Raw genomic sequence first — 22387 nt, 5'->3', positions numbered from 1 at the left:
TTTGCTGTCAAGTGATTATTTTCAGAAGCTTTCGAAGATTTCTTCAACAACTTCAACCACTTGCGCTTCCGATCTCTCGTCAGCGGGAGGCGAATAATACAGTATTGAATTGCGTGGTCAACCCCCTTCTGGAAAAACTTTCCTTAACAAAAGCCCCACACACCACGACGCAATAAAGGCCTTCTTATTAAAGGGGGCGTCATTGCTTCTATATAGAAGGTGTACTTGGCCAGCAGCCAAGAACCACGGCCGTGTTGTCAGTGACATCGAACCGTGAAGTCAGGCCGGCCGCATACGGGTTCTCATCAATACTGCAGAACATCCGAAACCCGGTACGCACCAGGTCTTTTTTTTCACGCCCAGAACAGTGATCATCGCCCTCCGCCCCGAACCCTGAGGAACCGACACCATGGAATTGACGCTGGAAGCCGTTGCGCTCTTTGCACTCAAGCTCGTGCATGAGGAGGACGGCGGCAGCCCGGTGTTGAGGGATGACCTGGTGATGGATGGGTATGAGCGGGAGGTATTTGGGTTGCTGGTGCGGCAGGGGGATCTGTCGGGAATTCTGCTGAAGATAGATGAGTGTGTGGTGCAGGCGCTGACCACTTTGGGTGGGGCCGATACGGTGTTGGGGCGTGAGTTGCAGTGGTTGTCTAGCGACGTACAGCAAGTCAGCACGCTGGAGGAACTCAACCCACCGCTCGTGGCACTGAAGGACTACCTTAAAGCCATCCAATAACCGACTCACCACAAGGACCGTCACATGATCGACTTCAACAACAAAGGCTTCTTCAAACTCAAACAAAACAACGAATACGCCGAACGCGTCGCAGCCCTGCTGCTGGACGACGAAGAAGTCGTCGACGCCTACAAAGCCATGCGCGACGGCGTGGTATTCACCACCAAACGCATCATCGCGGTGAACGTGCAAGGCATCACCGGCAGCAAGAAGGACTTCACCTCGCTACCGTACAAAAACATCGTCGCGTACTCGGTGGAAACGTCCGGGACGTTTGACCTGGATTCGGAACTGGAGATTTACTTTTCGTCGCTGGGAAAAGTGAAATTTGAATTCACCGGTAAGACCTCGATTGTCGAAATCTCCCGCCTGATCTCCAAGCACCTGCTGACTTGATCGGCGGGCATGCTTGAGGGGATCACCGATGACGCTGACTGATCGTCATCCACGCTGTTGAACCGAGCCCGATTAATCTGCCACGGCAATGCCGGCTGCGAGCGGACTTTCTTGTGTTTGTCACGAAATCTTGTGGAAGGTAATCAAACCACACCGAAAATTCTGGCGCATTGCGCTCAACAGTTGATCAAGGTTGCAGGCCACCTGGTTGAAGCACGATCAGACGAAGCCCCTGACGGAGAGCGCTGGAATTATCAAACCTTCAGGCCCTTCCAAGCGCAGCATCCGCATTTGTTCGGCCGTCCACCTAACCCTCTTTCGCCTCACTCCCCTCCCCCCACAATCAGAACCCGATTCGCCGGATCCGTAATATCAAACACCTGCTGCGCACACGACGAAGGTTTGAACTGGAACTCCACCAGATACACCTTGCCCTTTTCAGGCTGGAAGCTACTTAACAGAGGCCCGCAAATGGCGTAGATGCCAGGGCGTGAGTCGGTGGACGAACTGGCGACGGTCAGCTTCTTGCCAGGATCTGCCTGGATCTCCAACTGCGGGAAGCGCTTGAACCCCGCGCTGGCTACGGTCTGGTTGAGCTTTGCAATCCAGTTGAAGACGCGGCCTTCACCTGTATCCATCACCGTGCCCAGGGTTTCCATGCGTTCATCGGGGTCGCCTTCGCGGCGTATCGAGAACTCGACGGGAGCGGTGCCGCCATAGGCTTTCATGATGACTTTGGCGTGCTCAGCATCGACGGTCACGGTTTTCTGGCGCAGTTGAATACCATCCTTGAGCAGGCTGGGGGATGAGTCGCGTTGGTTGGATTGGCAGGCGCACAGGGCCAGGGCGAGGGAGAGCAGTGCGATTCGCTTCACGGGAGGATGTCCTTATCAGGGTGACAGATCATGAAAACTGGACCAGTGATTAAACAAAATGTTCCGCAGTGGAGCGACCGCGATGCAGGGGCTCGACAGCTCCCACATTTGAGCAGTGATCGCTTCAGGCCTCGTTAAACACCAAACGCGCGCACAACCCGCCCTGCTCCCGGTTATGCAGCGCCAGCCGGCTGCCGATCTTGCCCACGATCATCTCCACAATTGCCAGCCCCAACCCTGCGCCATTGGCATTGCCACGGCTGTAGAACCGCTCGAACAAACGCCCCATTTCCGCCTCATCAATGCCCGGCCCCTGGTCCTCCACGCTGAGGCAATGGGCACCAATCACTACTTTCACTTCGCTGCCCGGCGGGGAGAAGTTGAGGGCGTTGGTCACCAGGTTTTGCAGGGCGATGGTCAGTGCTACCGGCTCGGTTTCGATCCAGCAGTCTTCATCCCCTTCCAACACCAACTCCACGCCTTTTTCCATGGCCAGCGGTGTCAGTTCGGCGAGTTCTTCGCGCACCAGCTCGGTGAGTTGTACGCGGCTGCGCTTAGGGTTGTTCAACTGCGGCTCGATGCGCGCCATGGTCAGCAGTTGGCTGCCAATGCGGGTGGCGCGGTCGACGCCGTTGACCAGGAAGTCCAACGCTTCGCGCCGCTGGGCCTCGGTGCCGGCACTTTGGGCGTTTTGCGCGTGGATGCGCAGGATTGCCAGAGGGGTGCGAAGTTCGTGGGCAGCGTCAGCGATGAAACGGCGTTCGCGTTCCAACAGGTCATCCACTTGCACCAACAGCCGGTTGAGCGCGGTTTGCATCGGCTCCAAGTCGCTGGGCAGCGGCTTGAGGTGCAGCGGTTGCAGGGTCCCGGCAGTGCGCCCGCGAATCTTGCGGGCCATGGCGCGCAAGGGCTTGAGGCCCCAGCCGATCACCAGCCAGATCAATACAGTGAGCAGCGGCACGCCGATCAAGGTGGGCCAGAGGGTGTGGCGCATGATGCGCTGGATCACGTCCTGACGAATATCGTCGCGCTCGCCCACCCAGATCAGCAGGCCCTGTTGCGGGTCGGCAAGGAGAAAGGCGCACCAGTCGTTGCCGTTGTCGAGGATGTCGTGGGAGCCGAGGGTAGCCGGCGGTGCGGCCAACACTGGCGCTTCGGCGGAGCGTACGAGTAATTGGCCGTCGCTGCGCCACACCTGGAAGGTCAACCGCGTTTCATAAGGGTGGGCGACACCGTCCTCGCCGACACGGCTCATCGCCTGATCGAAGGCCTGATACAAGCGGTCCCAGTCGGCTTCGCCAGGGTCGCGCTGGCGCAATACGCCTTGCAACAGGCGCGCGCTTTGGGCGAGTTGGGCGTCGTAGACTTCCTCGATTTCGTGGTGGCTGTCGCGCAATACCAGCCAGCTGATCAGGGCGTCGCCCAACAGGATCAGCACCAGGACAGGGATGAGGATGCGTGCACGCACGGAGGTCATGATTTAAGCGCCAGTACATAGCCAACACCGCGCACGGTGCGGATCAGCTCGGTGGATAACTTTTTACGCAGGTTGTGGATCAACACTTCCAAGGTGTTGCTCTCGACCCGGTCCTGCCAGCCATACAACGCGCGGGACAGGCGCTCGCGGGTCACCACTTTGCCGGGGCGTACCATCAGTTGGTGCAGCAGTTGGTATTCCATGGGGGTGACGATGATGTCTTCATCCAAATACCGCACTTGCTGAGTGGCCGGATCGAGGCTGACGCCGGCATGTTCCAGCATCGGTTGCGCGCGGCCCTGACTGCGGCGCAACAAGGCGCGCACGCGGGCCTTGAGTTCTTCCACATCGAAGGGTTTGACCAGGTAGTCGTCGGCACCGGCGTCCAGACCGGCGATGCGCTCGGCGGTGCCGTCGCGGGCAGTGAGGATCAACACCGGTAGGTCGTGCTGCTCGGCGCGCAGTTGCTGCAACAAATCCAGGCCATCGAGGCGCGGCAGGCCGAGGTCGAGCAGCAACAGATCGAAGTTTTCCGTGCGCAGGGCATACAGGGCCGCAACGCCATCCTGCAGCCAATCCAGGGTGTAGCCTTCAACGCCCAATGCCACGCGAATCCCTTGGCCAAGGGCACGATCATCTTCGACAAGGAGTAGGCGCATAGCAAAGTCTCTGTGGGAATCGGCGGCATCATGCCGGGTTCTGGCCGAGGCTATTTCGGCAAAGATGTTACCGCGCGTTGCCAACTAAGGTTGCGCTAAGGTTGATTTTGCATTGTGAAATCTCCCACATCTGCTGAGAGCTTTTCCATGCGCAAAATTCTCCTGCTGTCCCTGATTATCGCCAGCCCCCTGGCCGTTGCCGGTCCGCAATGCACCACCGCCGAACGCTCGCAATGGCAAGACGAAAAAGCCTTCCAGGACAAGCTCAAGGCCGAAGGCTACGAGATCAGCAAGTTCAAGGTCACCGACGGCAACTGCTACGAGATCTACGGTTTCGACAAGGACAAGCGCAAGGTCGAGATCTACCACGATCCGGTGACCGGCAAGGCTGTGAAGACTGAGATCAAAGGCTGATGCCAGGCGAATCCCTGCGCCTGTGGGACCCGTTGGTAAGGCTGTTTCATCTGTCGATCGCCGGGGTCTTTGTCGCCAATTACTTCTTTAACGAAGCGGGCGACGACTGGCATGTCTGGCTGGGCTATTACGCCATGGCCTGGCTGCTGGTACGAACGGTGTGGGGATTCATCGGGCCGCGCAGCGCACGCTGGGCGGACTTCTGGCCGACCCCGAAACGCTTGAAAACCCATCTGCGCTCGCTGCTCAACCGCCGCCCGCAGCATCGCCTGGGCCATTCGCCCATCGGTGCGCTGGTGATGCTGTTGATGTTGCTGGCGTTGCTGACCATCGGCATCAGCGGCTTTTTGATGCAGGAAGTGGATGCCCTGTGGGGCGCCGATTGGCCCCTGCAAATCCATGAAACCGCCGCCAATGTGCTGCTGGGCCTGGTGTGCATCCATGTGCTGGCCGCGGTGTTTGAAAGTATCCAGGTGCGGGACAACCTGCCGTTATCCATGCTCACCGGTCGCAGGAAGCGCCTGCCGGATGAACGTGCGCAGTAATCCTTTTCTCGACAGGTCCTCTATGCGCTCCGCCTTACTGATCTGCAGCCTGCTCGCCGTCTTCGTGGCCGCGTGGCTAAGCCACCCGCCCCATGTGCTGGCCCCCTTTGCCCAAGTGGCGCCGAACACCATGAAGGTGGCGGCGGCACCACAGTACACCAGCCGTTTTGTGTCTTCGCAGCTCACGGACTTTGTGCATTCATCCTCTGTTACCGCCCTGCCCGGTGGCGACCTGATCGCAGTGTGGTTTGCCGGTTCCCGTGAAGGCGCCGCCGATGTGCAGGTGCGCACCGCACGCTTCGATGCGCGCAGCGGCGAATGGGGCACCGAGCAGGTGCTGGCCACGCGGGAAAGCACCCGCGACGGCACCCAGCGCTATATCCGCAAACTCGGCAACCCGGTGATCGCCCTGGGGCCGGATAAACGCCTGTGGATGTTTTATGTCTCGGTGTCGGTCGGCGGCTGGGCCACCAGTGCGATCAACCTGATGGTGTCGGATGACCTCGGCACCAACTGGTCGGCGCCCCGGCAATTGGTGACCTCTCCGTTTTTCAACATCAGTACGCTGGTGCGCGCAGCGCCGGTGTTCCACGCCGACGGCTCCATCGGCCTGCCGGTGTACCACGAGTTCATGGGCAAGTTTGCCGAGTACCTGTACTTGAGCGCCGACGGCGCGGTGATCGATAAATTCCGCATCAGCCGCGGCAAGAACTCCCTGCAACCGACCATCGTACCGCTGGATGGCAAGCGCGCGGTGGCGATGTTGCGCTACGCCGGCGACACCCACCACCGCGTCCTGGCCAGCCGCACCGAAGACGCCGGGCAAACCTGGAGCGAGCCGTACCCGCTGGAACCGGCCAACCCCAATTCGTCGTTGGCGGCGGTGGGCACGGTAGATGACGGGTTACTCGTGGCCCTCAACGACCTGCAGGATGGCCGCTTCAAGCTCAGTCTCTACGGCACCGACGCCCAGCTCAGCCAATGGCGCACCGTGGCGCAACTGGATGAATCACCCGACCCGCTCGGCCAACCCTTCTCCCCCGAGGCCTATAAAGAAATCATCGGCGAAGGCTTCCGCGCCTCCAGCGGCGCCAAACGCCTGCCGCTGGAACAGCGCTTTCTCAGCAACCTCGACTACCGCGTGTGCAAACCCCGGGGCTGCGATTTCGAATACGAGTACCCGTACTTCAGCCGCAGCCCGGACGGCATGTACCACTTGGTGTACTCGTGGAATAACACCTTTATCAAACATGTCAGCTTCAACGAAGCCTGGCTGGCGGAACGTCTGTGATGGTTTCTCTGTGGCAGGCCCATTTGAGTTTTGTGCTGCTGGGGTTTGTGCTGTTAAGCACGCTCAGGTTTACCGCACCCTGGCGGCCATGGCTGCTGCCGGCGCTGGTGGCGGTCAGTTTTATCCCGGTCAACGAGCTGCCGCTGGCGGCGTATGTGCGCAGTTTTACCGATGACCTGGCGATCAGCACATTGGTGTTGTTGGCCTGGGTCGTGCTCAGCCGTCTGGGCGTCGTGCAGCCGCTTGCTCGCCGGCATCAGGTACAGATGTTGCTGCTGTTTGGCCTGTTGAGCCTGGTGTTGTATCCGGCCACGTTGGGCCTGACCTACTTCGACCCGTACCGTTGGGGCTACAACCCGCGGCCGATGATCGTCCTGGCGGCAGCGGCCGCACTGTTGATGTTGTGGCGGCGTAATACGCTGTCGGTGTGGATGTTGGCGATGGGCACGTTGGCTTTTGCGTTACGGCTCAAGGCGTCAGAAAACTATTGGGATTATCTGGTCGACCCGTTGCTGACCGGTTACTGCCTGATCGCCGGCGCGGGGCTGCTGATCAGCGCCGCCTGGCGCCCTCTTTTGAAATGGCACAGGGGTCAATGATGAGTGCGTTGCAATCACGCCGCCTGCGCTACGGCGTGGGCGCGATCGGGTTGGTGTTTGTGTTGCTGGCTGCGTTGCGGCTGGTGTTTGTGCTGGGTTTTTCCGGCCTTGACTTGAACACTCCGGCGCTATTGGAAACCCTGGGTATCGGCCTGCGTTTCGACCTGCGCCTGGCGGTGTTGATCCTGCTGCCTCTGGCCGTGGTGGCATGGTTGCCGCGCTGGAACCTCACCACCCTGCCGGCCCTGCGTTGGCTGGCGCGCGGTTATCTGGTCATCGCACTGGCAGTGGTGGGGCTGGTGTACATCATCGACTTCGGCCACTACGCCTACCTCGGCGTGCGTATCAATGCGACGGTGCTGCGCTACCTGCAAGACGCGCAGATTTCCCAACAGATGGTGTGGGAAACCTACCCAGTGCTGTGGATAACCGCCAGCTGGCTCGCGGCGGTGGCGCTTTGGGTCTGGGCGTTGGTCTGCCTGGAGCGGTTGACCCTGGATCGAGCGCCCGCCGCTATCAGCAAGCCGACACTGACGGTGGTGAGTGTGATGGGCGTCGTCGCGGTGCTGCTGGCCCTGCTCGGCCGTGTCGCCCATCTCAACCTGGAGAACCCGGTGCCCCTGCGCTGGAGCGATGCGTTCTTTTCCGGCAACAGCCAACTGGCCGCCGTGGGCCTGAACCCGGTGCTGTTTTTGTATGACACGCTCAAGGTCGGCCAATCGCAGTTCGATGAAGCCCAGGTTCGCGAGTATTACCCGCACGTCGCCCAGTACCTGGGCGTGGCCCAGCCCGATGCCCAGTCCCTGAACTTCATTCGCGAACAAGGCGTACAGCCCTATCGACTGGCCGGCGAGCGCCCGCCCAACGTGATTTTCGTGATGCTCGAATCCCTCGGCACCAGCGCCGTGGGTGCCTATGGCAACCCGCTCAACCCCACGCCGAACCTGGATAAACTGGCGACGCAAAGCTGGTTCTTCAAACACTTCTACGTCCCCGTCACCGGCACAGCCAAAACCGTATGGGCCAGCATCACCGGTGTGCCCGACGTCACCCGCCAGGAGACCGCCACGCGCAATCCGCTGATCACGCGGCAACACACGTTGATCAATGCATTCGAGGGCTACCAGAAGTTCTACATGATCGGCGGCAACGCCGGCTGGGCGAATATCAATGCACTGATCCGCCAGAGCATCGACGATGTGCAACTGTTCGAGGAGAGCGACTGGCAATCGCCACGGGTGGACGTGTGGGGGATTTCCGACCTGGACCTGTTCAAGGAAGCTGACGGACTGTTAAGCGCGGTGCCCAAAGACCAGCCGTTCTTCGCCTATCTGCAAACCTCCGGCAACCATCGTCCCTTCACCATCCCCAAGCACAACGATGGCTTCCAGCTCAGCGACGTGACGCTGGAACAGGCCCAGGCCGCGGGTTCCCGCAGTGTCGAGCAGTACAACGCCGTGCGCCTGCTGGACTACAACATCGGCCGGCTGATGGACATCGCCAAGGCCGGCGGCTACTACGACAACAGCATTTTTGTGTTCTTCGGTGACCACAACACCCGCATCAGCCAGATCCCGCACATGGCGCCGGCCTTCGAACAGCTGGGCCTGGAAAGTAACAACGTGCCGCTGCTGATCCACGCCCCCGGCCTTGAGCCCCGGGTGATCGAAGAAGCGGTGGGGCTGGCCGACCTGCTGCCCACCGTGGCCGGCATGGCGGGCGTACCGTTTCGCAATGGCGCGATGGGCCGGGACATCCAGCAACCGGCGCCCGAGGGCGAACGCGTGGTGCCGCTGGTGTTGCGCGAGGGCACCTTCCCGATCATCGGCGGCGTGACCCAGGACTTCCTGCTGCAGATGCAATACGACGGCAGCTCTCCGACCTTGCATGACCTGGCATCACTCACCCCGCGTGACGATGTGGCCGCGCAGCACCCCGAGGAATTTCAGCGTTTGCAGGCGCTGACCCGTGGGCTGCATGAAAGTGCGCGGTTGATGCTGTTCAGGAATGTGCGTGAGTGATTACTTGGGCTGGAACGTCTCAAGGTACGCCAGGATGTTGTCGATTTTTTCCGGGTCGCTGATGCCCCAGAAAATCATGCGCGTACCACTCACCACCTTTTTTGGCGCTTCGATATAGGCCGCCAGCTTGTCGCGGGTCCAGACCACGCCGGAGTTTTTCATCGCGTCCGAATATTGATAGTCGGCGGTGGTACCGGCGGGTCGGCCGATGATGCCGTTGAGCTCTGGGCCAAAGCCACCGCGCGCGCCTTCGCCGACGCTGTGGCAGCCGCCGCAGGTCTTGCTGAAGAGCTTGGCGCCAGCCTCGGCATCGCCGGCCGCATTAGCCGTGCCGGTGTTGAGGATGAGCGCGAGGGTCAGTAGGACGTACTTCATGGGTGACTCCACATCGGGTGTTGCCGGCGATTATGCCTGTTTGTCAGGAGCGCATGCCCATCCAGATCACCGCTTCGGTCCACGCCGTTACAACCGGCGTCAGCGCACGAAACCAAGGATCCTGCACATCGATCTGCGCAGCCGAGTGGTCGTGGTGGTGTTGTTCTTCTTCGACGATGGAGGCAATGGCCGCCACGGCCAGCGGGTCTACGTCGCGTAAAGCGTGAAGTTGATGAGCCAGGTGCTTGAGCACCACGCTTTCCACCGCCACGGTGGTGGCGACGATAGCCTTGCGCCCGCACACCCCGGTGAGCAGGCCCAGCACCAGCCCACCAAGGCCACACAGCCAGTAGCTGCGGCAGCGTCGGTAGCCTCGCCGTTGCAACTCAGCCTGAAACACGGCGCGGTGGCGGCGCTCGTGGGCGAGGAACTCCTGGAGCTCCCCCACCATGCCGGGGGCGAACAACCGCGCCATAAACAGCTGGCCACTGTAGATACAGATCGCGCCATGTTCGCCGGCGTGGTCGACTTTGATCATGCGGTTACCCAGGTTCGGGTCGATCAAGGGGGCAGCGGAAGCGTTCACGGTTGACGACCTTGTGCGAAGGCCCGTGGGGTTCGGGCAGATCCTGATTGCAGAGCGCCGGTATCGTGCCGTACCACCGCGCAAATGCGCAACCTAGACCCTCGAATCGACCACCCATCGCCCCGTGCAGATCCAATAGAACCTATCCAACCCTATTCCACTCCACCCTACTGAACCCTGATGGTGGAGTAACGATCATGGCTCAGCCATCGATTTTGGTATTGGAAGACGACGAGATCATTCGGTCGTTGATGGTGGATGTACTGGAGGATTTCGGCGCGACGGTGACCTCTTTCCCTTCGGCCGATGAAGGGATGATTTACCTGGAGCGTGGCGATGACCCGGTGGATTTGATTGTCAGCGATGTGCAGATGCCGGGGTTGCTCAACGGTTATGACCTCAGCCGGGTAGTTGCACACCGCTGGCCGTCGGTGCCGGTATTGCTCACCTCGGGAAACGCCAGACTCGCAGAGCAATTGGGAGGCTCCGTGCGGTTCCTGCCCAAGCCGTGGAGCACCGAACATCTACTTGAGTGCGTGCAAACCGCGTTGACCCAGCAGGGGTCGTCCATGCATTGATAGCGTCGCGATATCATTTATGCCGAACTTCACAGCTGGCCTTATGGTCACTTAATTAAGCAGGGAGCGACTTTTCTGATCCACTGGTCAGCCTTTTCGCTTTGTGCGTTCAACTGATGCTTACGTGTTGTGTAGAATCGTCGCCTTTTTTAACGCGTCATTCATGGCCGAAAGGCCCACAGTTCGAGCTCATTGAATGCATTCACAGGCCCATGATGGTGGTACGCCCTCATTGCTGGAAGCGTTGCGCGCAGGCACTGGCCTATTGCACGTAGCGCTGGAAAAACGCCTGCCGTTTTTTTCCGAGCACCTGGATGCCGGCTGGTACCAGCGCTTGATCCAGGCGTATTACGGGTTTTATGGGCCGATGGAAGCGGCGCTGTACGGCTGCGACTTCATCCCTGAAGGCTTCGACCCGGCGCTGCGTGTGAAAACACCGACCCTGTTGGACGATCTTCACGCCCTTGGCCTGGATGCCCCCGCGATCAATGCCTTGCCACACTGTGTGCAACTGCCCTCCTTCGACACCCCCGCAGCCTGCCTCGGCGCCCTGTATGTGCTGGAAGGCGCAACCTTGGGCGGCCAGGTATTGCGCCGGGAAATGGCCCTGCGCCTGGATCTGGACGCCGATAACGGCGGTGCGTTCCTCGATGTATACGGTGCCGAGACCGGTCGGCGCTGGAAGGATTTTCTCGACTATCTGGGCCGTCAGCCGCTGGACGCGCCAGCCAAACAGCGTGCGGTGAACGCGGCACGTTCGACATTCAGCTGCTTTGAGCAATGGCTCGACAGCCAGGAGGTACTGCTATGAAACCCGAAGACTTTGAAGAGCTGCTTGCCAACTGTGCCGACGAGCCCATCCGCTTTCCGGGGGCGATCCAACCCCACGGCGTGCTGCTGACGCTGTCGGAACCCGACCTGAACATCATCCAGGTCAGTACCAACGTCGCCGCCTTGTTCAACCGCGCCCCCGAATCGTTGCTGGGCCAGCCGCTGCACACGCTGGTGGGTGCCGAGCATGCCCAGGCCGTGCAGGTCATGGCGGAACACAACAGTTTTGTCGATGCGCCGCCGCTGCATGTCACGTTCAACGGCGCCGAGTTCGAAGGCCTGTTGCACCGCCATCAGGATGTGCTGGTGCTGGAGTTCGAGCCGCGGCTCAAGGACTTCCGGCCACGGGCGCTGAAGGGTCGCAGCAGTGACTTGGGCAAGATGCTGCAACGTCTGCAATCAGCGAAAACCCTGCAAGCGCTGTACGAAATCAGCGTGACTGAAATCCAGGCCATGACCGGTTACGACCGGGTGTTGATCTATCGCTTCGAAGAGGAAGGCCACGGCCAGGTGATCGCGGAAGCGTCGGCACCGTCCATGGAGCTATTCAACGGGCTGTTCTTCCCAGCGTCCGACATCCCGGAGCAGGCCCGCGAGCTGTATCGCACAAACTGGCTGCGCATCATTCCGAATGCTGCCTACGAGCCGGTGCCACTGCTGCCCAAACTGCGCCCGGATACCGGTGAACCGCTGGATTTGAGCTTCGCCACCCTGCGCAGCGTGTCGCCGATTCACTGCCGATACATGCAGAACATGGGCGTGTTGTCGTCCATGAGCATTTCGCTGATGAAGGGCGACAAACTCTGGGGCCTGATCAGTTGCGGCAACCGCGAACCACTGTTGGTGCCCAATAACTTGCGCATCACCTGCCAGACCATCGGCCAGGTGTTGTCATTGCAGATCAGCGCCATGGAAGCCCTGGACCTGAGCCGTCAGCGTGAGGAAAAAGTTGAGGCCTTGGCGTTGCTGGATAAAGCCATGAAGGCGTCAGAAGAAAACGTGTTCGACGGCCTGGCCCAGCGCGGTCAGTTGCTGATGGACCTGACCTTGTCCAGCGGCGTGGCGATCATCGAAGACAAGCAACTGCACCGCTACGGCAACTGCCCGGAACCCGCTCAGATCCGTGCATTGCACAAGTGGTTGCAAGACAGCGGCGAGCCGGTGTTTTCCAGCCATAACCTGGTGTCGGTCTACCCGCCAGCTGCCGAATTTCAACAGGTGGCCAGTGGTGTCCTGGCAATGAGCCTGCCAAAGCCTGTGGATAACGGCGTGCTGTGGTTCCGCCCGGAAGTGAAAGAGAGCATCAACTGGAGCGGCGACCCGAACAAGCCGCTGGCCCTGGAAAACTCCAACGCCGGCCTGCGCCTTCGCCCACGCACCTCGTTTGAAATCTGGAAAGTGGAAATGGCCGGTATCTCCACCAAATGGAGCCACGGCGACCTCTTCGCAGCCAATGACCTGCGCCGCTCGGCCCTGGAAAACGATCTGGCCCGCCAGGTGCTGCGCGAGCAACAAGCCGTGCGTGCCCGCGATGACCTGGTGGCGGTGGTATCCCACGACCTGCGCAACCCGATGACGGTAATCTCCATGCTCTGCGGCATGATGCAAAAGGCTTTCAGCTCCGACGGCCCGCACACATCGCGCCGCATTTCCTCGGCCATCGACACCATGCAACAGGCCGCCGGGCGCATGAACGTATTGCTGGAAGATTTGCTCGACACCTCGAAAATCGAGGCCGGACGCTATGTGGTCAAACGGGTGGCCCTGGACGTCAGCCAAATGTTCGAAGAGGCCTATTCCCTGCTGGCGCCACTGGCGATGGAAAAAGGCATCGACCTGTCGTTCAACGCCGAGCCTGGCCTGCAGATCAACGGCGACCCGGAGCGATTGTTTCAGGTGCTGTCGAACCTGATTGGCAATGCCATCAAGTTCACCCCGCGCCAAGGCCATATCGGCATCAGCGCATTGAGCAATGGTGAAGAGATCGTGTTTTCGGTGCGCGACTCCGGTGAAGGCATTGCGCCTGAGCAATTGCCGCATGTGTTTGATCGCTACTGGACCAAGGCCGAAAACAACCCCACCGGTACGGGTCTGGGGCTGTATATCACCCAGGGGATAGTCCAAGCCCATGGCGGCAAAATCGTTGCCGAGAGTGAAGTCGGACGTGGCAGTGAGTTCCGCTTTACCGTGCCGAGAGTGATCGAGGACTCCCATACCTGACCGCTCCTGTGGCGAGCCTGCTCGCCACGCAAAAATGGCGGGATGACGTCTGAAGCCGGTTGCCAACCGCCGTCATATCTTGCAGCAGGGCGTTTATAGCCCACCTTCTCCAGGCTCTATAAGTTTGGCGCCACTTCGCGCCAAGGGGCGAAGTAACCCACGACTAATAGAGAGAAGGACACGTCCATGATCAGCTCCATCAACGCCGTACAACTCCCCCCTCAATACCCCACTGCGCCACAGGATGATGCAACCCTCCAACGCAAGAAGCGCAGCATCGAAGCACCTCAGTCGCAACTGGAGCCTCAAGAAGCCGACGGTTCGGCGCGCAACCGCCGAACCGGAAGTGGCGGCCTGGACAGCCTGGGCAGAGGAAACCTGCTCTAAACCGTAGGAAGAAGGGCAGCACACTGCCCTTCTTCTTTACTGACCGCCGCGCCTTAACAAAACACTGACATCCGTTGCGCTAACCTTGCCGGTTCAACCCTGGCCGGAGCCTGTTACTGCATGCCACATCCCGACACATTGCCCGCCGTACTCGCCGGCCCTCTGCTGCGGCGCCTGGAACCCCGGCGCCTGGTGCTGTGGCTGGTGGGAAGCCGGGCATTGCCCCTGACCCTGAAGCTGCACTGTGCCGAACGGAGCCTGGAAATACCCCTGGGCCAGGACCAGTGCCAGATCGTGCCAGTGGGGCGCCAGGCGTTTATCCATCTGATTGATGTACGGTTGGACGAGGCGCTGCCACAGGACGTGGTCATCAACTATGACCTGCTGGTCGACGATGCCGGCATTGCCGAGTGGGCACCGCACCTGCTGTACGCCGACACGCGATGCCCAAGTTTCGTACTGCACAGCCATATCCATCAGTTGGTACACGGCTCGTGCCGTAAACCTCACCACAAGGCCGACGAAGGCCTGCTCTGCCTCGATCGCCTGCTGGCCGATGCACAGACCCCAGCCGACCGCCCAGCTTTGCTGATGATGAGCGGCGACCAGGTGTACGCCGACGATGTCGCCGGCCCGATGTTGCGGGCGATCCATGGGCTGATTGCGCGTCTGGGCCTGTTCGATGAGTACCTGGAAGGCGCCGTGGTAGACGACAGCGCCAGCCTTTACGGGCATCACGCCAGCTACTACAACCGCGCGGATCTGCTACCTGCGCTGGACAGCAACGAGACCCTGCGCGAACGTTTTTTTGGCGGCGTGAAAAAGCCGATTTTCACCAGCAGCACCGCCGACAATCACCTGGTGACGTTCGCCGAGGTCATGGCGATGTACCTGCTGGTGTGGTCACCTACCCCCTGGTCACTGATCACCCTACAGCCACCGCAACTGAACGCCGATGAAGCTGCGCGCTATGCCCGCGAACAGGTGCAGGTGGATAAATTTCGCGATGGCTTGCCGGGCGTGGCGCGGGTATTCGCCCATCTGTCCACGTTGATGATCTTCGACGATCACGACATTACCGACGACTGGAACCTCAGCGCGCAATGGGAAGAAACCGCCTACGGCCATCCGTTCTCCACACGCATCATCGGTAACGCCCTGCTTGCGTACCTGTTGTGCCAAGGCTGGGGTAATAACCCGGACGCCTTTGATGAGTTGGTGGGCCACACCCAGGCACTGGCTACCCAGGCGCAGAACAATCACCTGGACGCCCAGGCACAGGATGATTTACTCGCGGCGCTGCTGAAGTTCCAGCAGTGGCACTATGTGCTGCCCACCACCCCGGCCATGGTGGTGCTCGACACCCGCACCCGACGCTGGCGCAGCGAATTCACCCTCAAGCAACCGTCCGGCCTGCTGGACTGGGAAGCCTTGAGCGAACTGCAACAGGAACTGCTCGACCACCCCTCGGCCATCATCGTCTCCCCCGCGCCGATCTTTGGCGTCAAGCTGATCGAGACCGTGCAGAAAATCTTCAGTTGGTGCGGCCACCCCTTGCTGGTGGACGCGGAAAACTGGATGGCCCATCGCGGCGCGGCCCAGGTGATCCTCAACATCTTCCGACACTCGCGTACACCTGGTAACTACGTGATCCTCTCGGGCGACGTGCACTACTCGTTCGTCTATGAAGTGCTGATCCGCCATCGCAACGCCGGCCCCAGGATCTGGCAGATCACCAGCAGCGGCATCAAGAATGAATTCCCAGCGCGATTGCTGGAATGGTTCGACCGCCTCAACCGCTGGCTGTACTCACCGCGGTCGCCGCTCAACTGGTTCACTCGCCGCCGCACCATGCAGGTAGTACCGCATATTCCGGAGCATGCCGAAGCGGGTGAGCGGCTATGGAATTCGGCGGGGATTGGCCAGGTGTTTTTCAATGAACACGGCCAGCCGGAAACGATTTACCAGCACAACGCGGATGGGAAAGCTCGGACGAGGATGATGGCGCCGAAACAATAGCCTATTGCCACCCCTCTATAACCGGCCATCCGCCCTATTCAAAGCGCACAAGCCCCGTTGTACAGTAGCCCCAGCCACGGAGTATCGGCATCAATATGGCTGGCCCTGGACGCCAGCCCATGCAAGGAGCGCGCAGATGGACGATACCTCCGACGACGGCAACCTGAAGAGTGATATCTCTCACCTCAACGCCGACATGCTGCATACCGTGCTGGAGCTGGTCAGCGACGGAATCTGGGACTGGAACGCCAATACCGGGTTCGTCTACCGCAACCCAGGCTGGTACGAAATGCTGGGCTACCCCCGCCACTCCCTCGAAAACAGCGTGTTCACCTGGGAGACCGTCATCCACCCGGAAGACTACCCCCAAGTGATGACGCTGTTTGATGACTACATCAACCGTCGCGCCCCCCATTATCAAATCGAATACCGTTGCCGCAAAAAAGACGGCAGCTACCTGTGGATCGAAGACCGGGGCTACGTGATTGCACGTAACGCCGATGACTCGGTGGCGCGGATGGTGGGCGCCCATCGCGATATTCATACACGCAAGTGCTCCGTCGAACAGCTGGAGCGGCGCAACCAATCCCTTGAGGCGCTGGTGGCCGAGCGCACGCGCGAGTTGTCACGGGTCAATCAGCAGTTGCAATTGCAGTTGGACGAAAACCGCTCCCTGGCCGAACGGGATGCATTGACCCTCGTTGCCAACCGCTACCGCCTGGAAAAAGTCCTGCTGGAAGAGTGCGACCGTGCCCAGCGTTTTCGCCTGCCACTGGCATTGATCGCGATGGATATCGATGACTTCAAGCCGATCAATGACCAACATGGTCACGGCGTGGGCGACCAAACCCTTTTGCAGGTAGTGGAATGCCTGGAAAGCTGCCTTCGCCAAGGCGACCTGCTGGCCCGCTGGGGAGGCGATGAGTTCATGGTGGTGCTGCCCAAAAGCTCGCTGGAAACCGCCACGGCACTGGCCGAAAACATCTGCCAGACGATGCGCAAGATTCCGACGCGCAGCAACCTCCACGTCACCCTGAGCCTGGGTGTGGCCGAGCGCCGTATGAATGAGTCCCCCGCCGCCCTTATGGCACGTGCCGATCAGGCGTTGTATCGCGCGAAGGCGGCGGGCAAGGATGGGGTGTCGACGTAGCATCGACGGGGCTACGACGTTGCCAAAAACGAGCTTTTGGCAACAGCTCCTTCCGATTTGGAATGACCCGGCGACTTTATTTCGTTTGCGGCAGGGCCTGGTCCACGGCTTAGATAAAAACACGCCCGCCACTGCCGAGTCCGAGATTCATGAGCCGCGAAACCATCAGCCAGTCGATTTCCATCGTTCATCCCATCAGCCTCAGCCATGGCAGGAACGCCGAGGTATGGGACACCACGGGCAAACGCTATATCGATTTTGTCGGCGGGATCGGCGTGCTCAACCTTGGCCATTGCCACCCGGGCGTGGTGGCGGCGATTCGTGAACAGGCGACGAAGTTGACCCACTATGCGTTCAACGCCGCGCCCCACACTCCCTACATCGAACTGATGGATCGCCTGACCGGGTTTATCCCGGTGGACTACCCCGTCAGCGGCATGCTCACCAACAGCGGCGCAGAAGCTGCAGAAAATGCCTTGAAGATCGTCCGCGGCGCCACTGGCCGCACGGCGGTGATCGCCTTTGACGGTGCCTTCCACGGCCGCACCCTGGCCACCCTCAACCTCAATGGCAAGGTAGCGCCCTACAAACAAAAGGTCGGCGTACTGCCCGGCCCGGTGTATCACCTGCCCTACCCCAGCGCCGATAACGGCGTGAGCTGCGCTGAAGCGCTGAAAGCCATGGACCGCCTGTTCAGCGTGGAAATCGACGTCAATGACGTCGCCTGTTTCATCATCGAGCCGGTGCAGGGCGAAGCCGGTTTCCTCGCCTTGGATATCGAGTTCGCCCAGGCGTTGCGGCGTTTGTGCGATGAGAAAAACATTCTGCTGATTGCCGATGAAATCCAATCCGGCTTCGGTCGCACCGGCCAGCGTTTTGCCTTCTCACGCCTGGGCATCGAACCGGATTTGATCCTGCTGGGCAAAAGCATCGCCGGCGGCGTACCGCTGGGTGCGGTGGTCGGGCGCAAGGCATTGATGGATAACCTGCCCAAAGGCGGGTTGGGCGGGACGTACTCCGGCAACCCCATCGCCTGCGCAGCGGCGCTGGCCACCCTCGATGCAATGACCGATGAACATTTGCAGGCCTGGGGCTCGCAGCAGGAAGCAGCCATCGTCGGCCGCTATGAAGCCTGGCGTTCGCAGCACCTCTCACCGTACCTGGGCCGCCTGACCGGCGTCGGAGCCATGCGCGGCATCGAACTGACCAGCGCCGACGGCACGCCCGCGCCCCAGCAACTGAACCAATTGCTGAGCCTGGCGCGAGACGCCGGGTTGCTGTTGATGCCCAGCGGCAAGTCGCGACACATCATCCGCCTATTGGCACCGCTGACCATTGAGCCTGCGGTGCTGGACGAAGGACTGGATATTCTCCAGGCGTGCCTCAAGCAGTTGGTTTAACCCCCCGCCTCCGCCGGTCGGCAGCCTTGCTCCGCGATAAGGGCATTGTGCTGCCTTGACCTGACCTCCCTCCCCGCTGAAAATGCGCGACGCTTTTTTGTCTCCCGTTTACTGAAGTAGTGAAATTTCAATGTCCGATTCTTACACCGAACAATCCGCCGAAGAATCCGTAGTCGCCTTGCACGCCAAAGCTGAATACGAAAACGCCATCAATCTTTCACAGCATGTGCCAGCCGCCAAGATCATCAGCGAGATGGTGCTGGACGCCTTTCACACCTCCAAGGAAAGCGACCAGATCCGCGAACTGCGCGTCGCCATCCGCCAGGCCCACGACGCCTTCGACGACGACAAGGCCTACGACCTGATGGGCCAGCTCAAGCAGCTCAAGGACGCCGAAGCCGCTGACAACATCGCCCTTGAAGACCTGAGCAGCAAGTTCTCCATCAGCCGCATCCTGTCGAGCTTCAAGGATGATCCGCAGTTTCAGGAGCTGGTCTACGGGCTGGCCCTCAAAGTGCTGAACCAGTCTCACCAGGCCATCAGCAACCCAAGCGCCGGCAAAGGCAAGACTGCTCGCCCCAAGAAAGAAGCCGAAGTTTTTGTGATCAGCAAGGACGGCATCAGCGTCACCCTGCCGCTGCGCACGCCACGCTCGCGGTTGAACGTCGACCGTGAGGCGTTCGAGTTCCTGGGTTTCAGCTTTGTAGGCGAAGGCGATGAAGCAGAGCTGGAGGTTGAAAGCTTTGTGGATAACGCCGGCGTCGAGCAGCCGCTGAGCCGCAAGAGCGTGATTACTGCGCTGCAACAGCAGACGGCGTTTGAGGGTTACAGCATCGCGCAACAGTGATACCACTGAACTGAATGCGGGAGGGAGCAATCCCCTCCCACATCGGCGCTAGACCGTCGCCGCAAACACCTCGCGAAACCGCTCCATCTCCCGCTTGCTCCCCACCGTCACGCGCACCCACTGCGGCCAGTTTTTCCACACCCGCCCGATCAGTACGCCTTGCGTGGCAAGTTTCTCGATGACCTGCTCGGCCGGTTGCTTCACATTGATCATGAAGCAGTTGGCCTGGGAGGCCGTGCAGGTGAAGCCACGGCCCTTGAGCCAGGTGATTGTTTCATCGCGCAACTGGGCATTGAGCGCCTTGCGTTGTGGCAGCAGCTTCACATCTTCCAGGCTGGCGAGTCCGCCGAGCAAGGATGAACCTGCCGGCACATTGTCACCGCCGAACACCGCCAGCCGTTCCAGCAGCGCCGGGTGGCCGATCGCCAGGCCCAGGCGGGCGCCGGCCATGCCGTAGATTTTCGAGAAGGTGCGCAATACCAACAGGTCGTCATGCTCCTTGACCCAGCTCACCACGCTTGGGGTGTCGGCAAAGTCGATGTAGGCCTCGTCCACCACCAATACGCTGCCCTTGGGTTTGTTCGTCAGCGCCTGGCGAATAGCCTCAGTGGAGGTGATGGTGCCAGTCGGATTGTTGGGATTGCATACATAGAGCATCCCCGCCTGGGGATCGGCGGCGAGCATGGCGGGGACGTCATGGGCGTGGTCGGCATTAAGGCCCACTTCGCGCACCGGCGCCTTACGGGACTCGGCGGCCTGGCGCGGTACTTCGTAGGACGGCGTGGCCATCACCAGGCCGCGAGTTTCGCTGGTGAACGCCAGCACCGCGTAGCGCAGTGCGGCCATGGAGCCGGCGAACACCGCCACCTGCTCTTCGGCAATCCCGTGCTGCTGGGCAAACAAGCCGGCCAAGGCGTACATGTGTTTGTACGGATACCGCCCGGCTGTCGCGATGCCGCGCTGCATCGCTTCGCGGGCCGCCGTAGAGGGGCCGTAGGGGCTTTCGTTGTAGTTGAGCAGTACCTTGTCAGCGTTGGCCGGCGCGGGCGCGGCGACCGCCCAATCCAGGCGCCCGAGCAAAGGCAGGGCTGCGCCCAGGGCGAGAAGGGACCGACGACTAACGCTGACCATGGTGGCTACTCCTTGTAGGCGGGTGATGGATTCGCACAGCTCGTATAGAAGGGTATGACGAGACAAGGAACGAATGATTTAACCGAGCCGCCATGAAAAAGCCCCGTACGACTTGCGAAGACGGGGCTTTTTTCTGGTGCGTGTCGGGGTTAGTTCAGCTGTAACTTCCGCTTCAGGCCCTGCATGACCGCTGCTTTGTTTTGCAGGTAGTCATTCAAGCCACGTGCACGCAAGTTGCACGCATCACATTCGCCACAGCCGGTGCCGATAACGCCGTTGTAGCAGGTCAGGGTCTGCTCGCGGACCAGGTCCAGTTGCTGGTGGTAATCCGCCAGTGCCCAGGTCTCAGCCTTGTTCAGCCACATCAACGGGGTTTCCAGGCGCACGTCGTACTCCATGCCCAGCTTGAGGGCCTGGTTCAAGGCTTTGACGAACTCATCACGGCAATCGGGGTAGCCGGAGAAGTCGGTTTCACACACGCCGGTGATCACCGTCTCGGCCTTAACCTGATACGCGTAGATAGCCGCCAGGGTTAAAAACAGAATATTGCGGCCCGGCACGAAGGTGCTCGGCAGGCTTTCGCCGGAGCTGTTCACGGTCGGCACCGGGATGTTGTCGCGGGTGAGGCTGCTGATCGCCAGTTCGTTGAGCAGGGACACGTCCATCACTTTGTGAACGGTGGCCCCCAGTTGCTTGGCCAGTTGCTGGGCGACTTCGATTTCCGCCACATGACGCTGACCGTAATCGAAGGTGATGCAGTGCACTTCGTCATACAGCGGCAGCGCCTGGATCAGACAGGTCGTCGAATCCTGACCGCCACTGAACACCATAACGGCTTTTTTACTCATCACTTGCTTCCTGCCGGGGTAGGGTTGGGTCGTAGTTTAAAGCTCACTCAATAAAAAACCCCGCGCTTCTTTCGAAGGCGGGGCCTTTTTACTACTCGGACACTCAGTGTGCGTAGGTCAGCAACAGCTCTTTCGGTACTTGGAAATCCAGGGACATCATCACGCTGAGCGCGGTGATGGTGAAGATCGAGAACACGAACAGCTTGCGCGCCCAGACGGTGTCGTCCACCGCCTTGTAGCCGGTCCAGGCCATGTACAACCAGTACATGCCCATGGCCGCGGCGACGGCAAGGTAGCTCATGCCGGCGTAGCCACTGAAGGTCAACATCAAGGTCGCCACGAGGAAGGCCAGGATGTAGAGCAGGATGTGTTTCTTGGCGACCTGGATGCCACGCTTGACCGGCAGGACCGGAATCGAAGCAGCCAGGTAGTCGTTGAAGCGGAAGATCGCGATGGCGTAGGAATGCGGCATCTGCCACAGGCTGAACATCACCAGCAGCACCAGCGCAGCCATGTCGAAGCTATTGGTCACAGCCACATAACCAATCACCGGCGGCATCGCCCCCGACAGACTGCCCACCAGCGTGCCGTGAACCGACTTGCGCTTGAGGTACAGGCTGTAGAGGCCGACGTAGATGACAAAACCGATCACGGCAAACAACGCCGCCAGCGGGTTGGCCACCTGGTACAACAGCGCCACACCGGCAACACCCAGGACGGTCGCGAAAATCAGCGCCAGTTTCAGGGAGATAAGGCCCTGGACCAGCACGCGATTCTTGGTGCGCTCCATCTTGATGTCGATGTCACGGTCGATGCAGTTGTTGAAGACACAGCCGGAAGCCACCACCAGGGACGTACCGATCATCGCAGCCAGGAAGATGGCCAGATCGACATGTCCCTTGGAGGCCAGGAAGAAACCGCCCGCCACAGAAAGCACGTTACCGAAAATGATCCCCGGTTTGGTGATTTGGATAAAGTGCTTAAGCGACATCGGGTCTT

The 22387-nt window shown here is 60.3% G+C and carries 23 protein-coding genes; 15 read left to right on the top strand and 8 right to left on the bottom strand.

The window, feature by feature from the left end:
* Nucleotides 1-409: 409 nt before the first annotated feature.
* Both FBY10_RS28580 and FBY10_RS28575 read left to right on the top strand, forming a co-directional pair.
* Nucleotides 410-739 (top strand): hypothetical protein, encoded by a 330-nt coding sequence (locus tag FBY10_RS28580; RefSeq protein WP_131700292.1) that lies wholly within the window; start codon nt 410-412, stop codon nt 737-739.
* Nucleotides 740-763: 24 nt separating this feature from the next.
* The gene (locus FBY10_RS28575) at nt 764-1135 is read left to right on the top strand and encodes a PH domain-containing protein (protein WP_145338487.1); all 372 of its coding nucleotides are present in this window, start codon (nt 764-766) and stop codon (nt 1133-1135) included.
* 323 nt (nt 1136-1458) lie between these two features.
* Here FBY10_RS28575 and FBY10_RS28565 read toward each other — a convergent pair whose 3' ends face one another.
* The 3 genes from FBY10_RS28565 to FBY10_RS28555 all read right to left on the bottom strand — a co-directional run bounded on the left by FBY10_RS28565 (nt 1459) and on the right by FBY10_RS28555 (nt 4146).
* Complete coding sequence (locus tag FBY10_RS28565; RefSeq protein ID WP_145338488.1) at nt 1459-2010, bottom strand: hypothetical protein; 552 nt, start codon at nt 2008-2010, stop codon at nt 1459-1461.
* A 124-nt stretch (nt 2011-2134) separates the two neighbouring features.
* Complete coding sequence (locus FBY10_RS28560; protein WP_145338489.1) at nt 2135-3487, bottom strand: sensor histidine kinase; 1353 nt, start codon at nt 3485-3487, stop codon at nt 2135-2137.
* Nucleotides 3484-4146 (bottom strand): response regulator, encoded by a 663-nt coding sequence (locus FBY10_RS28555; RefSeq protein WP_145338490.1) that lies wholly within the window; start codon nt 4144-4146, stop codon nt 3484-3486. Before FBY10_RS28555 ends, FBY10_RS28560 begins: the two co-directional genes overlap by 4 nt.
* 147 nt (nt 4147-4293) lie before the next feature.
* On the opposite strand from FBY10_RS28555, the gene FBY10_RS28550 reads away from it, so the two are divergent.
* Genes FBY10_RS28550 through FBY10_RS28530 form a run of 5 tightly spaced genes read left to right on the top strand, consistent with a single transcriptional unit; the run spans nt 4294 to nt 9016 of the window.
* Entirely contained in the window at nt 4294-4560 is a 267-nt protein-coding gene (locus FBY10_RS28550; RefSeq protein ID WP_048722823.1) for a PepSY domain-containing protein, read from the top strand.
* Entirely contained in the window at nt 4560-5105 is a 546-nt protein-coding gene (locus FBY10_RS28545) for a cytochrome b/b6 domain-containing protein (RefSeq protein ID WP_131700288.1), read from the top strand. The genes FBY10_RS28550 and FBY10_RS28545 overlap by 1 nt, the downstream gene beginning before the upstream one ends.
* Nucleotides 5106-5127: 22 nt before the next feature.
* Nucleotides 5128-6396 (top strand): exo-alpha-sialidase, encoded by a 1269-nt coding sequence (locus tag FBY10_RS28540; protein ID WP_145338491.1) that lies wholly within the window; start codon nt 5128-5130, stop codon nt 6394-6396.
* Nucleotides 6396-6995 (top strand): hypothetical protein, encoded by a 600-nt coding sequence (locus FBY10_RS28535; protein ID WP_145338492.1) that lies wholly within the window; start codon nt 6396-6398, stop codon nt 6993-6995. Before FBY10_RS28540 ends, FBY10_RS28535 begins: the two co-directional genes overlap by 1 nt.
* A complete protein-coding gene (locus tag FBY10_RS28530; protein ID WP_145338493.1) occupies nt 6995-9016 on the top strand; it encodes an LTA synthase family protein in 2022 nt (673 codons plus the stop codon). Before FBY10_RS28535 ends, FBY10_RS28530 begins: the two co-directional genes overlap by 1 nt.
* Here the strand turns inward: FBY10_RS28530 and FBY10_RS28525 are convergent, their stop codons facing one another.
* Nucleotides 9017-9391 (bottom strand): cytochrome c family protein, encoded by a 375-nt coding sequence (locus tag FBY10_RS28525; protein ID WP_131700284.1) that lies wholly within the window; start codon nt 9389-9391, stop codon nt 9017-9019.
* Nucleotides 9392-9434: 43 nt separating this feature from the next.
* Nucleotides 9435-9977, bottom strand: a complete 543-nt coding sequence (locus FBY10_RS28520) for a demethoxyubiquinone hydroxylase family protein (RefSeq protein WP_256663603.1) — start codon at nt 9975-9977, stop codon at nt 9435-9437.
* 197 nt (nt 9978-10174) lie between these two features.
* On the opposite strand from FBY10_RS28520, the gene FBY10_RS28515 reads away from it, so the two are divergent.
* The 8 genes from FBY10_RS28515 to FBY10_RS28480 all read left to right on the top strand — a co-directional run bounded on the left by FBY10_RS28515 (nt 10175) and on the right by FBY10_RS28480 (nt 19409).
* Nucleotides 10175-10555, top strand: coding sequence for a response regulator (locus FBY10_RS28515; protein ID WP_131700283.1), 381 nt, complete (start codon nt 10175-10177; stop codon nt 10553-10555).
* 196 nt (nt 10556-10751) lie between these two features.
* Nucleotides 10752-11366 carry a biliverdin-producing heme oxygenase gene (locus FBY10_RS28510; protein WP_131700282.1) on the top strand — a complete coding sequence of 205 codons (615 nt, stop codon included), beginning with the start codon at nt 10752-10754 and terminating at the stop codon, nt 11364-11366.
* Entirely contained in the window at nt 11363-13606 is a 2244-nt protein-coding gene (locus FBY10_RS28505) for an ATP-binding protein (RefSeq protein WP_145338494.1), read from the top strand. Before FBY10_RS28510 ends, FBY10_RS28505 begins: the two co-directional genes overlap by 4 nt.
* Nucleotides 13607-13792: 186 nt before the next feature.
* Entirely contained in the window at nt 13793-13993 is a 201-nt protein-coding gene (locus FBY10_RS28500) for a hypothetical protein (RefSeq protein WP_131700280.1), read from the top strand.
* 120 nt (nt 13994-14113) lie between these two features.
* On the top strand, nt 14114-16012 hold the full coding sequence (locus FBY10_RS28495) for an alkaline phosphatase D family protein (RefSeq protein ID WP_131700279.1): 1899 nt from the start codon (nt 14114-14116) through the stop codon (nt 16010-16012).
* Between the two features lie 136 nt (nt 16013-16148).
* Nucleotides 16149-17162: a diguanylate cyclase domain-containing protein gene (locus FBY10_RS28490; protein ID WP_145338495.1), complete on the top strand. Its 1014-nt coding sequence runs from the start codon at nt 16149-16151 to the stop codon at nt 17160-17162.
* A gap of 149 nt (nt 17163-17311) precedes the next feature.
* Nucleotides 17312-18562 (top strand): aspartate aminotransferase family protein, encoded by a 1251-nt coding sequence (locus tag FBY10_RS28485; RefSeq protein ID WP_145338496.1) that lies wholly within the window; start codon nt 17312-17314, stop codon nt 18560-18562.
* Between the two features lie 130 nt (nt 18563-18692).
* The gene (locus FBY10_RS28480) at nt 18693-19409 is read left to right on the top strand and encodes a hypothetical protein (RefSeq protein WP_145338497.1); all 717 of its coding nucleotides are present in this window, start codon (nt 18693-18695) and stop codon (nt 19407-19409) included.
* Nucleotides 19410-19457: 48 nt separating this feature from the next.
* Here FBY10_RS28480 and FBY10_RS28475 read toward each other — a convergent pair whose 3' ends face one another.
* The 3 genes from FBY10_RS28475 to cyoE all read right to left on the bottom strand — a co-directional run bounded on the left by FBY10_RS28475 (nt 19458) and on the right by cyoE (nt 22379).
* On the bottom strand, nt 19458-20540 hold the full coding sequence (locus FBY10_RS28475) for a pyridoxal phosphate-dependent aminotransferase (RefSeq protein WP_145338498.1): 1083 nt from the start codon (nt 20538-20540) through the stop codon (nt 19458-19460).
* Between the two features lie 149 nt (nt 20541-20689).
* Entirely contained in the window at nt 20690-21388 is a 699-nt protein-coding gene (gene queC, locus FBY10_RS28470; protein WP_145338499.1) for a 7-cyano-7-deazaguanine synthase QueC, read from the bottom strand.
* 103 nt (nt 21389-21491) lie between these two features.
* Nucleotides 21492-22379 (bottom strand): heme o synthase, encoded by an 888-nt coding sequence (gene cyoE, locus FBY10_RS28465; RefSeq protein WP_027607620.1) that lies wholly within the window; start codon nt 22377-22379, stop codon nt 21492-21494.
* Nucleotides 22380-22387: the final 8 nt, after the last annotated feature.

It is taken from the genome of Pseudomonas sp. SJZ103, from assembly GCF_007828335.1.
Taxonomy (GTDB): Bacteria; Pseudomonadota; Gammaproteobacteria; order Pseudomonadales; family Pseudomonadaceae; genus Aquipseudomonas.
Note: the sequence above shows the minus strand (reverse complement) of the source record. Positions and strands in the feature narration are given on the sequence as shown.